At 73.0% G+C, this 15572-nt stretch carries 16 protein-coding genes; 5 read left to right on the forward strand and 11 right to left on the reverse strand.

The window, feature by feature from the left end; translation table 11 throughout:
- Nucleotides 1-63: 63 nt before the first annotated feature.
- Entirely contained in the window at nt 64-555 is a 492-nt protein-coding gene (locus IF88_RS0116280) for a hypothetical protein (protein WP_030711825.1), read from the forward strand.
- Between the two features lie 85 nt (nt 556-640).
- Here IF88_RS0116280 and IF88_RS0116285 read toward each other — a convergent pair whose 3' ends face one another.
- The 3 genes from IF88_RS0116285 to IF88_RS42075 all read right to left on the reverse strand — a co-directional run bounded on the left by IF88_RS0116285 (nt 641) and on the right by IF88_RS42075 (nt 2988).
- Nucleotides 641-991, reverse strand: a complete 351-nt coding sequence (locus IF88_RS0116285) for a hypothetical protein (RefSeq protein ID WP_030711828.1) — start codon at nt 989-991, stop codon at nt 641-643.
- 351 nt (nt 992-1342) lie between these two features.
- Entirely contained in the window at nt 1343-1846 is a 504-nt protein-coding gene (locus tag IF88_RS0116290; RefSeq protein WP_030711831.1) for a hypothetical protein, read from the reverse strand.
- 122 nt (nt 1847-1968) lie between these two features.
- Nucleotides 1969-2988, reverse strand: coding sequence for an RNA ligase family protein (locus IF88_RS42075; RefSeq protein ID WP_158754403.1), 1020 nt, complete (start codon nt 2986-2988; stop codon nt 1969-1971).
- 217 nt (nt 2989-3205) lie between these two features.
- On the opposite strand from IF88_RS42075, the gene IF88_RS0116300 reads away from it, so the two are divergent.
- Nucleotides 3206-3553: an antibiotic biosynthesis monooxygenase family protein gene (locus IF88_RS0116300; protein WP_051836986.1), complete on the forward strand. Its 348-nt coding sequence runs from the start codon at nt 3206-3208 to the stop codon at nt 3551-3553.
- Here IF88_RS0116300 and IF88_RS0116305 read toward each other — a convergent pair.
- The 3 genes from IF88_RS0116305 to IF88_RS47265 all read right to left on the reverse strand — a co-directional run bounded on the left by IF88_RS0116305 (nt 3550) and on the right by IF88_RS47265 (nt 5016).
- Nucleotides 3550-4464 carry an MBL fold metallo-hydrolase gene (locus tag IF88_RS0116305; RefSeq protein ID WP_030711844.1) on the reverse strand — a complete coding sequence of 305 codons (915 nt, stop codon included), beginning with the start codon at nt 4462-4464 and terminating at the stop codon, nt 3550-3552. The two genes, IF88_RS0116300 and IF88_RS0116305, sit on opposite strands and share 4 nt — an antisense overlap.
- A gap of 61 nt (nt 4465-4525) precedes the next feature.
- On the reverse strand, nt 4526-4768 hold the full coding sequence (locus IF88_RS47260; protein ID WP_051836988.1) for a hypothetical protein: 243 nt from the start codon (nt 4766-4768) through the stop codon (nt 4526-4528).
- Complete coding sequence (locus IF88_RS47265) at nt 4765-5016, reverse strand: hypothetical protein (RefSeq protein ID WP_199808085.1); 252 nt, start codon at nt 5014-5016, stop codon at nt 4765-4767. Before IF88_RS47265 ends, IF88_RS47260 begins: the two co-directional genes overlap by 4 nt.
- 481 nt (nt 5017-5497) lie before the next feature.
- Here IF88_RS47265 and IF88_RS0116315 point away from each other — a divergent pair, with 481 nt between their 5' ends.
- The gene (locus IF88_RS0116315; protein WP_030711847.1) at nt 5498-6049 is read left to right on the forward strand and encodes a TetR/AcrR family transcriptional regulator; all 552 of its coding nucleotides are present in this window, start codon (nt 5498-5500) and stop codon (nt 6047-6049) included.
- A gap of 70 nt (nt 6050-6119) precedes the next feature.
- Entirely contained in the window at nt 6120-6635 is a 516-nt protein-coding gene (locus tag IF88_RS0116320) for a GNAT family N-acetyltransferase (RefSeq protein ID WP_030711850.1), read from the forward strand.
- A gap of 19 nt (nt 6636-6654) precedes the next feature.
- Here IF88_RS0116320 and IF88_RS0116325 read toward each other — a convergent pair whose 3' ends face one another.
- From IF88_RS0116325 to IF88_RS0116355, 5 genes are all read right to left on the reverse strand, one after another.
- Nucleotides 6655-9294 carry a SpoIIE family protein phosphatase/ATP-binding protein gene (locus IF88_RS0116325; RefSeq protein WP_234323551.1) on the reverse strand — a complete coding sequence of 880 codons (2640 nt, stop codon included), beginning with the start codon at nt 9292-9294 and terminating at the stop codon, nt 6655-6657.
- A gap of 242 nt (nt 9295-9536) precedes the next feature.
- Nucleotides 9537-11426, reverse strand: coding sequence for a VanW family protein (locus tag IF88_RS0116335; protein WP_078892926.1), 1890 nt, complete (start codon nt 11424-11426; stop codon nt 9537-9539).
- A 136-nt stretch (nt 11427-11562) separates the two neighbouring features.
- Complete coding sequence (ppk2, locus tag IF88_RS0116340; RefSeq protein ID WP_030711865.1) at nt 11563-12357, reverse strand: polyphosphate kinase 2; 795 nt, start codon at nt 12355-12357, stop codon at nt 11563-11565.
- Nucleotides 12358-12756: 399 nt separating this feature from the next.
- Nucleotides 12757-13434, reverse strand: a complete 678-nt coding sequence (locus tag IF88_RS0116350; protein WP_030711870.1) for an alpha/beta fold hydrolase — start codon at nt 13432-13434, stop codon at nt 12757-12759.
- A gap of 48 nt (nt 13435-13482) precedes the next feature.
- The gene (locus tag IF88_RS0116355) at nt 13483-14415 is read right to left on the reverse strand and encodes an NADP-dependent oxidoreductase (protein ID WP_030711873.1); all 933 of its coding nucleotides are present in this window, start codon (nt 14413-14415) and stop codon (nt 13483-13485) included.
- Between the two features lie 92 nt (nt 14416-14507).
- Here IF88_RS0116355 and IF88_RS0116360 point away from each other — a divergent pair, with 92 nt between their 5' ends.
- Nucleotides 14508-15482 (forward strand): GlxA family transcriptional regulator, encoded by a 975-nt coding sequence (locus IF88_RS0116360; protein WP_234323552.1) that lies wholly within the window; start codon nt 14508-14510, stop codon nt 15480-15482.
- Nucleotides 15483-15572 lie beyond the last annotated feature (90 nt).

A 15572-nucleotide genomic window follows, 5' to 3' on the forward strand; every position in this document is an offset into this window, starting at 1 on the left:
ACCGGGCGGACTCTGGGGCGCGTCGGTCCGTTCAGCCACTCAGCACGGGGAAAGGCTCAGCCGATGTCCAAGCCCTCAGCCAAGCGAACCGCCTCCCTCACCCTCGCTTCCGCCGCCGTACTCACCCTCGCCTTCGTCACCACCACCTCCGCCTCCGCCTCCGCCGACGGATCCACGCCGAAGCGGGCCCAGGCGGCCGCGGCATTGCCGTCCGTCTCGGGCAGCCCGCAGGCGGCCTTCACCCGCATCGCCGACTTCTACGGTTCCTACGTCGACGCGGTCTACGACGGAGACGGGCAGACCGCGGACCGGCTGCGCGCCCTGTACCTCTCGGAGCCGCTCCAGGCGCAGCTGAGGCAGTGGGAGGAGGCGAACCACGCGGACGGCGTGCTCCGCGCGCAGAACGTGCCGCTGCAGTGGAAGGTCGCCTCCACCGGCAGCGGCACGGGCAAGACCAACGCCACCGTCACCCTGACGTGGGGCGGCGGCGCCACGACCAAGGTCTACGTCCAGGCCGACCTGGCCACCCGGAAGATCGTGTCCATTCGGGACTGACCGACGGACGCACGAACGCACGACGCACGAACGCGGGGCCGCTCGTCGCGGGAGACGGACACCGGCGACGACGCGGCCCCCGCCCTCAGTGGATGACGCTGAAGCTGCGCCAGGGCAGGCTTTCGGGTGCCGTCACGTTCGAGAGGGTGGTGGCCACGTAGATGCCGTCGGCGCGGTCGGTCTTCTGACAGTTCTCCGTCCGGTACAGCACGATGTCGACGAGGGTGTTGTTCTCCACGTGAGTGGCGCCCTTGGGGATGGCGATCTTGTGGCAGCCCACGACCGGGGTGTTGGCGTAGCTCAGCTCGACGGGCGAGTCGTGGCCGCGGAAGGTGAGTATGCCGACGGTTCCCCGACCCAGGCCCGAGCAGGCGGTGGCCGACAGCAGCAGCGCTGCGGCCCCCGCGAGGATGCTGATACGTCGCCTGTGGGACATGGTGCGGTCCTCGTCTGTGCGGTGGTGGCGGTCCTTGCACACAGCGTGGCCCGGCGGGGCGCGCGTGGCTTCCGCTGCTCGGCCGACCGGATGAACGCGGTGGCGGATGGCGGGTGGGACACACCCGCGCGGGGGATTCGTCCGAGCCGACGCGTAACCACGGCGACGGTGAATCGTTTCTTTATCTGTCGCAGATACACAACCGCGTCCCCCGCGGCGTCAGCGGCACGAGGGTCCGGGGAAGTCCATCACTCCCCGGGCCCTCGGCTCCTCCCCCTGCCGGCGGGACCGGACGCCTGGTTGGGCCCGTCCGGTCACCGCCCCCGCCCCCCGTTCGGCGGCGCGAAGCGGTCAGCGGCCGCGGCGGTTGTCGTAGACGGTGAGGGACAGCGCCTTCATCGCGGTCTCGGCCCGCTTCGCGTCCAGGCCCTCGTCAATGGCTTCGAGGGCGGCGGCCGCCGAGGTCTGCACCGAGTGCGGCAGGCCTTCGTAGGCGGCGATCCGGTAGGCCATCGTGCGACGCGCCGTGCGCTCGGCCTCGGTCACCCCGTCGGGGGTGAGGGGGAAGACGGCGGCCTGGTACGTCGCGATGCACACGAGGGTCGCGTCGGAGAGGCCCTCCGCGTAGCCGTCCGCCGGAACGGCGTCCTCGCGCTCGGGCCGGAGGAAGGCGAAGACCTGGCGGCGGGAGAGGAAGGCCCCCGTGCCCGCGCCCAGGCCGGCCGCGCCCGCGCAGACCAGGGCCATCAGCCGGCCGGACAGGAGCAGACCGAGGCACGCTCCCGCGACCGCACCGCACGTCACCAGGACGAAGGTGATCATCAGGTGGATGCGCTGGGCGGGCGGGGACTCCATGCCAGCAGTATGCACAGCGCTGACGGGCCGGCCGGCCCCGCCCCGGCCGGCCCGCCGCCCCCGTCCGGGCCGCCCCCGTCCGAGCCACCGCCGGCCTCGGCTCCGCGTGTCGGACACGGCGCTCAGACCCTGCGGTCGGCCGCGTCGAAGCGGGCCAGGGACAGGGCTCCGGCATGCAGGGAGTCCTCCAGCGCGCGGCGCGTCGCCCCGTCCAGTCCGCCCAGGGCCTCCGCCACCTCCTCGGTCGCGTCCCGGGCCATCTCGGCGGCCAGTTCTCCCGGCGGCGTACGGGGCCCCAGCTTGCTCACCGCCGACGCGGCCCGGGCCGGGGTGAGCAGGCCGGTGCCCTGCGCGAGCAGCCAGCCGGGGACACCGGCCGCGCCGTCCGGGGGCGCCGGGTAGGGGCGCGAGCCGTCGAACCGTTCGTCCTCGGCGAAGGCGGGCTGCTTGAACTTGGCCATGGGCCGCCCGGACTCCCTGGTTTCCCCGGCGGGCTTGACGACCAGGCCCTCCGCGAGATTGTCCGGCAGCGCGGGCAGGCCCAGCAGGCCGGGCAGCCGCGTGGGGAAGAGCACGGGCAGTTCCTGGAGCCGGGCGATCGGGCCCTCGGCCAGCAGCGGGACGCAGACCAGGCCGGCCGCGTCCGCCGCCGCGCGCAGCGTCCGGTCGGCGACCCAGCGCAGGCCGCCCCCGTCCTCGTTCCCGTCCCCGTGGGCGACGGTCGCGTCGAAGGGCAGCCACAGCAGGTCGGGGGCGTACCAGACGCCGGTCTGTACGGGCTCCGCGCCCTGCGTCGGCGGGACGTCGGGGTGGGGGTAGCGGCCGCCCGCGAGTTCGCCGTAGAGGGTCACGACCGCCGTGGCCGGGGCCCCGCAGTCCGCACGCAGGGCTTGCGCGCAGCGGATCGCCGCGACCGCCAGGGCGGGCCAGATCCGGCCGACGCCGAAGAACTCGTCCAGCCCGGCGTCGGCGAGGAGTTCGCGCCGCTTGGCCGGATGCGCGCCCGCCCCGTCACACACGACGGCGAAGTTGGCGCCGTGGATCTTCTCGTGGGCGACCCAGTTCCGTCCGCGGACCTCGCCCAGTCGGCGGTTCGCGGGGATCTTCGGATACGGGGACCAGGGGCGGGATTCGGGGTGCACCGCGCGATGGTAGCGACCACGGCGGGGGCGGAGCACGGGATTTCCGCGGCGGACGATCGCGGTCCGGCGGTCCGGGGCCACGCCCGCGTACACCGGACCGGGACCCGGACCCGGACCCGGACCCGGACCCGGGAAAGCATCGCCGGCTGCAACGCGGCTGGTCGGCGCCTTCTAGGGTGGCCACGACAACTGACCGGCCTGGAAGGGGAATCCGGACGTGTTCGCTGTGATCTACCGGTGGCGGCTCCACCCGGGCCTGGAGCAGCAGTTCGCCGACGGCTGGCACCGGGTGACGGCTGCCATGCACGCGCGGTGCGGCTCGTACGGGTCGCGGCTGCACCGGGCGGACGACGGCACCTGGGTGGCGTACGCCCGCTGGCCCGACGAGCAGACGCGTGAACGGTGTTCGGCGCCCGACCCGCAGGGGGTGGCCATGATGCTGGAGGCGATCGCGGAGCGCTACCCGGAGACGCGGCTGCAGATCGTCGACGACCTGCTCGCCGAACCCGCACCGGGGCCCGAACCTCAGCCGGAACCGGAGCCCGAGCACGGGCCGCTTGGCTAGTGCCCGTCTGCGGGGACGGACGCGAGCCGGTAGGCGCCCTCGTGGGAGAGGACGCGGCCCGCGGTGGGCGGCGCGAAGTGGGTGCCCAGGAGGAGGGCGTCCGTGTGGGCGAGCGAGCCGAGCAGCGTGCGGCGCGAAGCCTCGGACCGTGCCGGGTCGATGTCGACGCAGGCTCCGATGGCGGGGTGGGCCAGCTGGACGGGGTGGTGGATGCAGTCACCGGTGATCACGGCCTTCCGGCCACGGCTGGTCAGCTCGACGGCGACGTGGCCGGGGGTGTGGCCGGGCGTGGGGAGCAGGCGTAGGTGCGGGGCGATGGCGGCGCCCTCGGCGGGTACGTCGACGAGGTCGAGCAGCCCCGCCTCCTCCACCGGGATCACGGAGTCGACGAACATCTGGCTGCGCGCCGCGTCCATGTCGTACCCGGCCCAGAACTCCCGCTCGGTGCGGGAGGTGACGTAGCGGGCGTTGGGGAAGGTCGGGACCCACTCTCCGTTCACCTCGCGCGTGTTCCAGCCGACGTGGTCGGCGTGCAGGTGGGTGAGGACCACCAGGTCGACCGTTTCCGGGGGGAATCCGGCGGCGGTGAGGCGCTGGAGGTAGTCGGTGTTCAGGTCGTGCCAGGCGGGGTTGGCGCGCTCCTTGCCGTTGCCGATGCCGGTGTCCACCAGGACGCGCAGCCCGTCGACGGTGAACGCGAAGCTGTGGCTGTCGATGTGCAGGATGCCCTCGTCGTCGGCGAAGTGGGGGCGCAGCCAGTCCTGCCCGGCGACGACGGCGGGGGTGGCGTCCGGCAACAGCCACGGTCCGGTGGCGGGCGGCAGGAGGGTCTCGTCGATGCGGTGGACGGCAACGTCGCCCACGGTCCAGGTGGGGATGGCGGTCGGGTGGGCGGTCGGCGGAGTGCTCATGACGGTTCGTATTCCTCGGTGTCGTGACGGACGGTCGGTCTGGTCGGTCTGGTCGGTCTGATTACGGGAGGTCGTCGGGCGCGCCGCGGGTTTCCCCGTGCCGTGCCGCGGCGAGTGCTCCCAGGGCCGCGGCGGCGAGCAGGGCGGTGGCGACGGCGTAGGCGTGGGTGGCGGTGGCCAGTCCGGAGTGCCGGGTCGCGGCGCCCGCGGCGAGGGCGGGCAGGCTCATGGAGAGAGGGCTGAGGACGTAGTACGCGGCCAGGGTCGCCGCCCTGTCCTGTTCGGGGAGCCCGGTGAGCGTCATGCGCAGTGCCCCCTGGGGGACGGCGCCGAAGCGATTCCGGCCAGGGCCGCGCCACCGTGGACCGCGGGCAGGCCGGCGCCGTGCAGATCGCCCAGGGCCAGCGCGCCGGCGGGCAGGACGGCGTGGCTTCCGCCGAGGACCGCGGCGCGCGGGGCCGTGTGCCGCGGCGTCCACCCGGTGAGCGTGGCCGCGGCGGTGAGCGTGAAGAAGACCGTGCCGACGGCTGACCGCGGGGCGGCGGGGGCCACGAGGTGCACGAGCGACGGGCCGAGGGAGGAGTCAAGCCGCCCAGGGCCCAGATGGCGACGACGACGGGGCCGGCCACCAGGAGCGCGCGGCGCGCCTGCGGCGCGACGGCGAGCCTCGGGCGCAGCGAGCGCAGGGCACCGGCGTGCGGGCGGGCCGTCTCCGTGGTGAAGGTGACCGCGACCGCCTGGGCGGCGAACGGACCGCCGGCACCAGGTACACGCCGACCGCGCCGGCGGGGGCGAGGAGCGTGGGGACCAGCACGCCGACGGCCATACCCGCCACCGGCGCGAGGCTCGGTGAGGTAACGGCGTGGGTGCTCCTGGTGTGACGGCGGGCATGGGCAGGCTCCTGACGCTAAAAGCAATCGGTTCGCTTTAAGTCACCGTAGAGCCATACGACCAGCTAACGCAAACCTTTCGCTTTAGACGCTCGCGCTAGAAGCAATGACTTTGCGTTAAGGTGGACGACGTGAGCAGGCAGATGGTGCGCCCCGGCGGGCGCAGCGCCCGGGTCCAGGCATCGGTGCACACCGCGGTACGTGAACTCACCGCGGAGCTGGGCCGGGACGCCCTGACGGTGCCGATGATCGCCCAGCGTGCGGGCGTGACCCCGTCGACGGTCTACCGTCGCTGGGGCGACCTGCAGGAGCTGTTGTCGGACGTGGCGGTCGAGCGTCTGCGCCCCGAGACCGCGCCCGAGGACCACGGCGCCCTCTCGGCCGACCTGACGCACTGGGCCGAGCAGTTCCTCGACGAGATGTCCTCCCCTGCCGGCCGCGCCTACATCCGCGACGCCCTGCTCGGCGACCCGGACGGCAGCAACGCCGCCCGGTGTTCCGCCTACGCGGCCGAACAGATCGGCGTCATCCTCACCCGCGCCACGGAACGCGGGGAGCGGGCACCCGACGTCGAAACGGTCATCGACCAGATCGTCGCCCCCCTGATGTACCGCCTCCTCTTCCGCCCCCAAGGCCTCGACACCGCATACGCGCACCGCCTCGTGACAGCGGCTCTCGACCCGACGGACCACTGACCGCCCGAACCCCTCCGCGCACCGGGAAACCCGGTTCGTCCCGACGCACCCGTGGCCTTACCGTGGCGCGATGGTGCATGTGCGGGAGATGGACGCGGCCGACATCGAGGCCGTCTCGACGATCCGTGTCCGGGGGTGGCAGGCGGCGTACGCCGGCATCGTTCCCCGGACCTACTTGGACGCGATGACGGTCGAGGCCGATGCGCGCATGCGGCGGCGGTGGTTCTCCCAACCCCACCGGGAGTCGATCGACCTCGTGGCACACGGCGAGCACGGCCCGGTGGGGTGGGTCTGCTTCGGGCCGTGCCGGAGTCCGATACCGGGCCCTCGACGGGTGGCCGAGGTATACGCCCTGTACGTCTCACCCGATCTGATCGGCCAGGGCATCGGCCGCAGGCTCCTCGGCGAGGCCCACTCCCGGATGGAGAGCCAGGGGTTCGGGACGTCGGCCCTGTGGGTTCTGCGCGACAACCGACCGGCCCGGGACTTCTACGAGCGGGCCGGCTATCGGGCCGATGGCGCGACTCAGGAGGACGCCTACGACGAGGTCACGCTCACGGAGCTCCGCTACCGGCGCGGACTCTGAGCTCGGGGCCCCCAGGGACTCAGAGGGGGTCCACGTCCAGGAAGGCGGCGATCGCGGGTTCGGCGCCGCCCGGGGTGCCGGGGAGGAGCAGTTCCGCCCAGATGACCTTGCCCTCGGGGGTGTAGCGCGTGCCCCAGTGTTCGCTGAGCTGGGCCACCAGGAACAGTCCGCGGCCGCCCTCGTCCGTCGTGGCGGCGTACCGCAGGTGGGGGGCCGTGCTGCTGCCGTCCCACACCTCACAGGTCAGGGTGTGGTCGTGGAGGAGGCGGACGCGGACCGGCTCGCTGCCGTGCCGCAGGGCGTTGGTGATCAGTTCGCTGAGGATCAGTTCCGTGGCGAAGCCGAGTTCGGACAGGCCCCACTCGTCGAGCTTCTTCGCCGCGACGCTGCGCATGGCGCCGACCGCGCTCGGCTCGAACGGTACGTCCCACTGCGCGACCCGGTCCGGGCCGAGCGTCCGCGTCCGCGCGATGAGCAGCGCCACGTCGTCGGTCGGGCGGGGCGGCAGCAGCATGTCGAGCACGGCCCGGCAGCTGTCCTGCGGGTCGCGGTCGGGATGGCTCAGCGCCGCCCGCAGCAGCTCCAGTCCCTCGCCGATGTCCCGGGTCCGCTCCTCGATCAGACCGTCCGTGTAGAGGACGAGCTGGCTGCCCTCTTCCAGATGCAGCTCCGCGGTCTCGAAGGGCATGCCGCCGAGCCCCAGCGGTGGTCCGGCCGGCAATTCCACGATCTCCGTCGTGCCGTCGGGGGCGACGACCAGGGGCGGCAGGTGCCCCGCCCGTGCCACCGTGCAGCGCTGGGACACCGGGTCGTAGATCGCGTAGAGGCAGGTCGCGCCCATGATCCCGCCCCCGCCGTTCGTGTCGTTGCCGTCCCCGTCGCGGTCGTGGTCGATGCGCTGTACGAGGTCGTCGAGCCGGGCGAGGATCTCGTCGGGCGGCAGGTCGAGGGAGGAGAAGTTGTGCACCGCCGTGCGCAGCCGCCCCATGGTGGCGGCGGCGTGCAGGCCGTGTCCGACGACGTCTCCGACGACCAGCGCGACCCGGGCGCCCGGGAGCGGGATCACGTCGAACCAGTCGCCGCCCACCCCGGACTGCGCGGGCAGGTAGAAGTGCGCCACGTCCATGGCGCTCTGTTCGGGCAGGGCGCGCGGCAGCAGGCTGCGCTGGAGCGTCACGGCGAGGGCGTGCTCGCGCGTGTAGCGGCGGGCGTTGTCCATGCTGACGGCGGCGCGGGCGACGAGTTCCTCGGCCAGGGACAGCTCGTCCTCGTCGAAGGGCTCCTTCTTCTCCGACCGCCAGAAGTTGACCACGCCGAGTACGACGCCGCGGGCCATGAGGGGGGCCGCGATGAGCGAGTGGATCCCGTACTCGACGATGGCCTGCGCGCGGGGCGGGTCCTGGGCCTGCCAGCCCGGCGCGTCGGCCAGGTCGGTCACGAGTTCCGCCCGGCCGGTGCCGTAGCCGCGTGCCTGCGGGGTGGACGGCAGGAAGTCGATCAGCCGGCCGACCGGGTAGAGCGGATGGTCGGACCGGATGCCGCTGACCGCCGTGCGCCGCATGTCGGCGCCCGGGGCGGGCTCGTCGCCGTCGAGCACCTGGTCCGCCAGGTCGACCGTGACGTAGTCCGCGAACCGGGGGACGGCGACGGCCGCGAGCTCCTCGGCCGTCCGCACCACGTCGAGGCTGGTGCCGACGTCGCCGCCCGCGTCGTAGAGCAGCTTGAGGCGCCGGCGGGCCGTCTCGGCCCGGGCGGTCAGGATCCGCATCTCGGTGGAGTCGCGGATGGTCACCGCGCTGCCCTCCGGCCGGCCCCGGGGGTGGGTGGGCCGCTGGTTGACCACGAGCAGCCGGTCCCCGCTCTCCAGTACCTCATCGGTGGCCGTCCGCCCGGAGAGCAGCAGGTCCGCCATCCGGCGGTCCAGGCCCGGTACGTCCGCGATGTGGCGTCCGTCGGCGTCCTCCGGCAGCCCGAGCAGCCGTTTGGCCTCGTCGTTCGCCAGGAGCAACCGTCCGTCACCGTCGGTGATCAGCACCCCCTCGCGGACGGCGTGGAGCACCGCGTCGTGGTGCTCGTACATGCGGGTCATCTCCTGCGTGCCGAGCCCGTGGGTCTGGCGGCGCAGACGTCTGCTGATCAGGGCCGTGCCGACGGTCGCCAGGGCCAGGCCGGTGGCGATGGCCAGGAGGATGACGGGGAGCTGGCGGTCGACGACGCCGGTCACGTTCTTCACGGTCAGGCCGGCCGAGACCAGGGCGACGACCTTGCCGTCCTGGTCCTTGACCGGAACGATGGCCTGGATCTCCTTGCCGAGGGGGCCCTGCACGCTTTCGGTGTGGACCTTGCCGGCGAGGGAGGGCTCGATCGTTCCGACGAACCGTTTCCCGATGCGGTCGGGCTGGGGATGGCTGTAGCGGATGCCGTTGGTGTCCATCACGACGATGAAGTCCACGCCGGCGGCCTTGCGCGTCTCTTCGGCGCGGGGTTGCAGGACCTCGGACGGGTTGGACGTCTTCAGCGCGTCCTCCAGGCCCAGTGAGTGGGCGAAGGTCTCGGCCACGGACACCGAGCGGTTGCGCGCCTCGCGGTCGATGTCGTGGCGCGACTGGAGTACGAGGGCCAGCAGTGCCCCGGCCGCGAGCAACACCACGATCGCCACCTGGAGGACGAATACCTGTCCGGCGACGCTCCTGGTCCTGTTGCCTAGCGGTGACCGCACCGACGTGCCCGGCACGGGTGGCGAGGAATGGTCACGAACCCAGTTGTAGCACTTCCGGGCCGTCATGGCTCCCATCGCGCACGGCGCGCGCCGGATCTGTCACACCTCGTCCTGGAAGACCGGCGGTGCGACAGGCTTGCGCCGAGGGCCGGCGGGCCGCCTGCGGCCGTGACGGACGGGGCCTACGGGGTACGCGGTGCCTGCGCGGCCTGGGCGATCCCGGCGGCCCGGCGGGGCTCGGGGGTCTGGCGGGGCTCGGGGGTCCGCTCGGCCGGCTGGGTTCCCGGTGCCTGCGAGGCGCCGGGGGTCGGCGAGGCTCCCGGTGCCTCCGGGGCCCCCGGGGTCGGAGAGGCCTCCGGGGTGCAGGTCACCTCGTCGCGCGGCGTGTAGTGGGTCTTGAACTCCTCGTGCCTGACCTCTTTCCCGCCCTGGACGAAGACCCGGCCGACGGCCACGTCGAAGCCCTCGAGCGGGGTCTGGACCTCGCACGTCGGCCCGCTGCCCGTCCGCTTGGCGGGCGGGGTGATGTTCGTGCGCGGCCCCTTGGTCGCACGTATCTCGTCGTACTTCTTCGTGCCGAGGAGGGAGATGGTCAGCGAGGTGTCGGTGGACCGGGCCTGGATGTAGAGGGGGTGGCCCGAGTCGTTGACCCAGCGCAGGTCGAGGGTGCCCCAGGCGACGGTGGCCTCCCGGCCCTCGGGGTACCGCTCGATGTAGAAGGAGTGGGCGCCGTGCTCGACGGGCTTGACGCCCGCGAAGAACACCGCGTTGTACATGGTGGTGGCGACCGCCGAGACGCCTCCGCCGGGCGATTTCACGTACTGGCCGTCGTTGATCATGATGCCGTCGACGAAGCCGTTCTCGGGGGTGCGCTCGCCGACCGTCCGGTTGAAGCTCCACTCCTCCCCCGGCATGACGACGGAGCCGTTGATGAGCTCCACGGCGCGGCCGATGTTGGTGGTGCGGTACGGGGCGGCCGGGAACTCGACGGTGAAGGACGAGACCTTCTCCTTGATGCCGAGGCGCCGCGCCTCCTCGGCGGACAGCTCCGGCTGGACGGCCACGGTCGCGACCTCGCCGCTGCGGGCGTCGCCCGAGCGGGTCAGCAGGGGCAGCACGGCCTTGCCGAGTGCCGCCTCCGTGACCTGCCGGCCCTCGCGGCCCGGATCGCCGATGACCACCCTGCCGTCCGCGTCGAGACGGGGCACGGCGTCGCGCGGGGCCGAGGTGACCGCCCCGACGGGGCGGGCCACGGCGGGGTCGGCGAGCAGGCCCTTGGAGTCGAGGGCCGGTACGAGGCGGCCCTGGGCGTCGGGCCGCATCTTCAGGTGCTCGCCGAGGACGCCGGGGCCTATGGACAGGCGCTGTCCGGCGACGGTGAGGCTGACGGGCCCGGACATCGCGGGCTGCGCGAACTGGCGCATGGCCCGTCCGGTCTCCTCGGCTCCGATGCGGGGCTGGGTGCGCTCGACGGGCATCACGACGGGGCCGGCGGCCGGCCGCAGGTAGGCCGTACGGAGGGTGTCGAGGGCCCGGTCCTCGACGAGGGTGACGCCCTGCTGCGGGGCGACGGCCTTCGCCGCGCCCTTCTCGAACGTGATCGCCCCGTCGCGGGCCTGCTGCCCGGCGTCCGCGCCGATGCGGTCGACCGCGGCCCGGGCGGTCCGCTCGTTCATCCGGATCACCGGCTCGACCGCGCGGTCGCCGGAGGCGAAGAGCCGGCCGATGACGGTGGCCGGGCCGTATCCCGTCCGGACGGCGTGGTCGACGGTCGCGGTGGTGTCGAGCGAGAGCCCGAGCGCGGCGGGGTCGGCCTTCTCCACGCGGTCGCCGATCTTCATGGCGACCGGGGCCGCGGCGGTGGGCCCGAGCTCGCGGGTCAGCTTCCGCTGCGCCTGCGCCAGGGTCATTCCGCCGATGTCCACTCCCAGGACGCTCGTGCCCTGGTCGATGTCACCGCCGGCCACGAGCCCGGTGACGTAGAGGCCGCCGCCGAGTCCGAGTACGACGGCGCCGCCTGCCAGCGGCAGGGCGATACGTCGGTTGGAGGTCCAGTTGGCCACGCGTCCCATGTCTCTCCCACGGCGCCTACCGGTCAAGCGGGTGGCGCGGGCCCCACAAGCGACCCATATACGACAGTTCCGGGAAGCAATGATCCACGCCAAATGGGTGATTCTGGGGTGAATGTAATGGTTCTCACGATGCCGGTCATGCCTTGCCCAGCGTGGCCGCGTGATCGGGTACGAGAGTCTGCAGCTCCTTGGACGGACGCTGGTATCCCGTGGACGCGGGCCGGGGCGGCAGGACGAGCGAGGGCAGAGCCACGGACTCGTACGGGACCGAGGACAGCAGGTGGGCGATCATGTTGAGCCGCGCGCTGCGCTTGTCGTCGCTCTCGACCACGTACCAGGGGGCGTCGGCGGTGTCGGTGTGGACGAGCATCTCGTCCTTGGCCCGCGAGTACGCCTCCCAGCGCGTGAGGGACTCCAGGTCCATGGAAGAGAGCTTCCACCGGCGCAGCGGGTCCTCGGTGCGGCGGCGGAAGCGGTCCTCCTGGACGGCGTCGCTGACCGAGAACCAGTACTTGCGGAGCAGGATCCCGTCTTCGACGAGCATGCGCTCGAAGACGGGACACTGGCGCAGGAAGCGCTGGTGCTCCGCGGGGGTGCAGAAGCCCATGACGTGCTCCACCCCGGCGCGGTTGTACCAGCTGCGGTCGAAGAGCACGATCTCGCCCGCGGCCGGCAGGTGCTCCACGTAGCGCTGGAAGTACCACTGGCCGCGCTCGCGCTCCGTCGGCTTCGGGAGGGCCGCGATGCGGGCGACGCGGGGGTTGAGGTGCTCGGCGACCCGCTTGATCGTTCCGCCCTTGCCCGCCGCGTCTCGGCCCTCGAAGACGACCACGAGCCGGGCGCCCGCCGACCGCACCCATTCCTGGAGCTGGATCAGCTCGGTCTGGAGCCGCAGCAGCTCCTTCTCGTAGACCGCCTTCTTGAGACCCATGGCCGTCTCCTCCTCGTCGTCGTGCGGCGGGTGGATCAAGGACCCCGCCACGTGCTGCTGATGTCGCCGTCCGTGAGCGACAAGATACGCAAGCGGTACGAGCGGATGCTCGACCCCTTCCACACGGCTGCCGAGCAGCGGGGATTCACTCTCACACCGGCCCGGCGGCGCGCGGCCGAGCGACGCGCCGGGCCCGGCGGCGAACTGGGTCTCCCCGCGGCCCGTTCCGTCCCCGGCCACCGCGCAGCCTCTACGTGTGGGGACCCGTAGGGCGCGGCAAGAGCCGGCACGACGGCGTGTCGCGCGAAGGCGTGTCGACCTGGACCGGACCGCGAGCAGGCCGGCCCTGCTCCGGCGAGCGGGTGTCTCCCCCGTAGCCGGTGGCCGTCCCCCGGGCGGTCATTCAGCCTGGGCGCTCGTCAACAGGACCTTCAGCAGCTCCTCGGGGGCGTCCCGCATCAGGTTGTGGCCGCCCGCCAGGGCGTGCGTGCGCCAGTCGGGGTCGGCGGCGAGGCGCTCGTAGAGCGGGGTGAAGGGCGACCGCCCCTCCCAGCCCGTGGCGTAGACGTAGTCCCGGGTGCGGTACCGGTCGAGCCCGCCCTCCAGGCGGACCGATTGCATCAGGGAGGCCAGCGGGTGCGGGGTGGCCCGCGGGTCGAAGAACGGCAGCGGTGCGCTGGTGTAGCCGGTCTCCCCGACTCCGGCGAGGTACCACGCGCGTTCCTGGTCGGTCACCAGGGACCAGCAGGAGTCACCGTCCTCGGGGACCACGGCGTCGACGTAGACCAGGCCGGCCACCCGCTCGGGGACGCGGTCGGCGGCGCCGGTGATGACCATGCCGGCGTAGCTGTGGCCGACCAGTACGGCGTCGGTGATCCGGTGGTCCGTCAGGAGGTTGACGACGTCTGCTATGTGCGTGTCGAGGTTGACGGTGGCGGTGAGCAGGTGCCTGCGGTCCCCGACTCCGGTGAGGGTCAGCGGGTGGGCCTGGTGGCCGTGCGCGCGCAGCTGCCGGGCGAGCGGTTCGAAGACCCACGCGCCGTGCCAGGCGCCGGGTACGAGGACGAAAGTGGTCATCGCGGTACTCCTTCGAGGTCGGTCGGGGCGGTTCGTCGGCCGGGGCCGTCAGTCGGTGACGGAGAGGACGATCTTGCCTGTCGTGCGGCGGCCGTCGGCCAGTTCGTGGGCCTTGGCCGCGTCCGCGAGCGGGAGGACCGTGTCGAGCGCGGGACGCAGCAGCCCGGCTTCGGCGAGTGCGGCGATCTCCCGCATGCCCGCCTGGTCGGCTTCCACGGCCATGAAGGCGGCGCGCAGTCCGAGCGGGCGCGCGGTGTCCGCCAGTCGCGCCTCTTCCGGGGAGGCGAGCGCGACGAGGATGCCGCCGGGGCGCAGGGCGCGCAGGGAGCGCGGCCCGTAGGCGCCGCCGATCGTGTCGACGACCACGTCCACCGGTTCCACGGCCGTCTCGAAGTCTGCTTCGGTGTAGTCGACGAGCTCGTCGGCTCCGAGCGAGCGGAGGAACTCGTGCTTGGCGGCGCGCGCGGTGCCGATGACGTGGGCTCCGCGCGCCTTGGCGATCTGCACGGCGAGGTGGCCGACCCCGCCCGCCGCCGCGTGGATCAGTACGCGCTGCCCCGGGCGGACGTCGGCGGTGTCCACCAGGGCCTGCCAGGCGGTCAGTCCGGCCAGCGGCAGCGCGGCCGCCTGTTCGTGGGTCAGGTCGGCGGGCTTGCGGACCAGGTGCCGGGCCGGGGAGGTGACGTACTCGGCGTAGGTGCCGGCGGGCAGCGGGTGGCGCGGCATGCCGAAGACCTCGTCGCCCGGCGCGAGGGTGGTCACCCCCAGGCCGACCTCCTCGACCACGCCCGAGACGTCCCAGCCGAGGCGGATCACGGCGCCGGCCAGGCCTCCGGTGGCGCGGTGCCAGGAGTCGGTCGGGTTGACCCCGGCCGCGTGCACCCGTACCAGCACCTCGGCGGGCCCGGGCACCGGACGCTCCACCTCGACCACCCCGAGCACCTCGGGCCCGCCGAACTCGTCCTGACCGATCGCACGCATCGTGTTCCGCCCCTCTTCGCCGGGCCCTCGCGGCCCTCTTGGATCAAGGCTCTCCCCTGCCGCGCACCGCAACGAGTGGCAAGACTGCCACGATGTGCAAAGATCTTGCCATGCACCGCGTCGTCGTCCTGGCCCTCGAAGGCGTCTACCCCTTCGAACTCAGCATCCCCGTACGCATCTTCGGCACCGCGGCCGCGCTCGACGGCACACCGCTCTACGAGGTCGTCACCTGCGGTCTCGACGGCGGCCCGGTGACCACCAGCGCCGACTTCGCCATCACCGTGACCCACGGGAGCGAGGCGCTGCGGACGGCGGACACGCTCGTCATCCCCCCGTTCACCTGCGGCACGGAAGAGATCCGGGACTGGCTGCCCGACGAACTGGCCGAGGCCCTCGCCCTCTTGCCGGCCGACGCCCGCATCGTGTCCATCTGCACCGCCTCCTACGTGCTGGCCTCGGCCGGCCTCCTCGACGGGCACGCCGCCACCACGCACTGGAACGAGGCGGGGAACTTCCAACAGGCCTTCCCTCAGGTGCGGGTCGACGCGAACGTCCTCTTCGTGGACAGCGGCCGGATCCTCACCGCGGCGGGCGTCGCGGCCGGGATCGACCTGTGCCTGCACCTGGTGCGCCGCGACCACGGCAGCGAGATCGCCAACAGGGTGGCCCGGCTCTGCGTCGTACCGCCCTGGCGGGAGGGCGGTCAGGCCCAGTACATCGAGCGCCCGGTGCCGGAGCCGACGGCCGCGACGACGGCCGCCACCCGCGAGTGGGCCCTGCGGGAGCTGCACCGTCCGCTCGCGCTGGCCGAGCTCGCCGGCCACGCCGGGATGAGCGTACGGACGTTCTGCAGGCGTTTCGGCGAGGAGGTGGGCATGCCGCCCGGCCAGTGGCTCGCCCAGCAGCGGGTCGAGCACGCGCGCCGGCTGCTGGAGACCACCGACCTGTCCGTCGACCACGTCGCCGCCCGTGCGGGCTTCGGCACGGCGGCTTCCCTGCGCCAGCACCTGGCCCAGACCCTCGGGGTCTCCCCCACGGCGTACCGGCAGGCGTTCCGCGTCGGCTGAGGGCAGGACGCGCCAAGTCGGCGCCCGGCCAGGCGCGTTGTGCAAGGCGGATCATCGGGTTAGATTCCTGGAAACTGATTCTAATTCGAG

It is taken from the genome of Streptomyces sp. NRRL F-2580 (assembly GCF_000720115.1).
Taxonomy (GTDB): Bacteria; Actinomycetota; Actinomycetes; order Streptomycetales; family Streptomycetaceae; genus Streptomyces.